The organism is Cohnella zeiphila, assembly GCF_014212055.1.
Classification (GTDB): domain Bacteria; phylum Bacillota; class Bacilli; order Paenibacillales; family Paenibacillaceae; genus Cohnella; species Cohnella zeiphila.
This window is the reverse complement of the sequence record NZ_JACJVO010000058.1, coordinates 1-1,478: the sequence shown is the minus strand read 5'-3', so window position 1 is coordinate 1,478 and position 1,478 is coordinate 1. Positions and strand designations below refer to the sequence as shown.

The window sequence follows — 1,478 nt, the reverse complement described above, 5'->3', positions numbered from 1 at the left end:
TGTCGTTGTGCTGTGATAATGTCACCCTGTAACTGTTCTGAGATAATGTCACTATGGGACAGGAGACAGTGACATTGAGCAGAGCAGAATTGAAGAAGGTCGTCGTGGTGGAGAAGATCATTAGCGGACATATGACGAATGCGGAAGGAGCAGCATTGCTCGGTTTGACCAACAGACAGGTTATTCGGTTGAAGAAGAAGTATCTAACGGAGGGGGGCGCAACTGCGCTTGTTCATCGCAATCGCGGCAGGAAACCTGTTCATGCACTTACGGATGAAACGAAGGAACGAGTAGCGGCGCTTTACAGTCAGCAATATGTCGGAAGCAACAACTGCCACTTTGCAGAGCTGCTCGCCGAGCGTGACATGCTAGTGCTAAGCCCTTCCAGCGTGCGCCGGATCTTACTGGTCAAGGGCATGAAGAAAGTCAAGCAGCGACGCCGCAAGAAGGCACATCAACCACGAGAGCGCCGCTCCCAGGCTGGTGCGCTCTGGCAGATCGACGCCACACCTTATGCGTGGCTCGAAGACCGAGCGCCAGCCTTTTCCCTTCACGCGGCCATCGACGACGCGACAGGCATCGTTGTCGGCGCTGTCTTCAGACCGACCGAATGTCGTGAAGGCTACTCGCTCGTTATGCAGCAGGGGATCAAGAAATACGGCATTCCGCTCGGGCTTTACAGCGACCGCCATACGATCTTCAGATCGCCTAATGAGACGCTAACGGTGGAGCAGGAACTGGCTGGGGATACGAAGCCGCTGTCGGATTTCGGCAAAGCCATGGATGAGCTCTGCATCACGCATATCAAAGCGATGACCCCGCAGGCCAAAGGACGCATTGAGCGGCTCTGGGGAACGCTCCAGGATCGCCTGGTTATCGAGTTGCGACTGCTAGGCATTAACACGATGGAAGAGGCTAACGAGGCGTTGCCGGCACTCTTACGCAAGCACAATCGCAAGTTCGCTGTGAAGCCAAAAAGCGACGAGAGCGCCTACATCAAGCTTGATTCATCCATGCGCCTTGCGTACGTCTTTACGACCCGTGAGAAACGAACGCTCGGCCAGGGCAACTCCCTGTCCTACGCCAACAAGCTGTATACGTTTGCCAAGCCTGCCTTACATCGCTTCGACGCCAAGACGGTCGTCGAGGTGCGTCAGACGCTCACCGGGGAAATCGTCGTATGGCACGACGGCGAAGCAATCGAGCTTGTGGAAATCGAAAAACCCATTCGTAAACCTAAGCAGCACATGAAAAAGGCGAGCTCTGCGCTGCAACGCAAACCCGCCTCCATGCATCCGTGGAAAACCACGAAGCAACAAAACCAAGACAAGCGTACCACAACCAAGAGCGACTTCCAAGACGCCCTGTATTCTCAGTATAACAGCTATGCCGAAGCGCTCTGGTGAGTCGTCTCGGCAATACTTGAAAGTGACATTTTCTCGGACGAGTTAAGGTGACATTTTCTCAGAAGATTGACA

General features: G+C 54.1%; 1 protein-coding gene. It reads left to right on the top strand.

Annotation, left to right across the window (positions count from 1 at the left end; translation table 11 throughout):
• Positions 1-74 precede the first annotated feature (74 nt).
• Complete coding sequence (locus H7C18_RS33630; RefSeq protein ID WP_185133514.1) at positions 75-1,406, top strand: ISNCY family transposase; 1,332 nt, start codon at positions 75-77, stop codon at positions 1,404-1,406.
• The last annotated feature ends 72 nt before the right edge of the window (positions 1,407-1,478 follow it).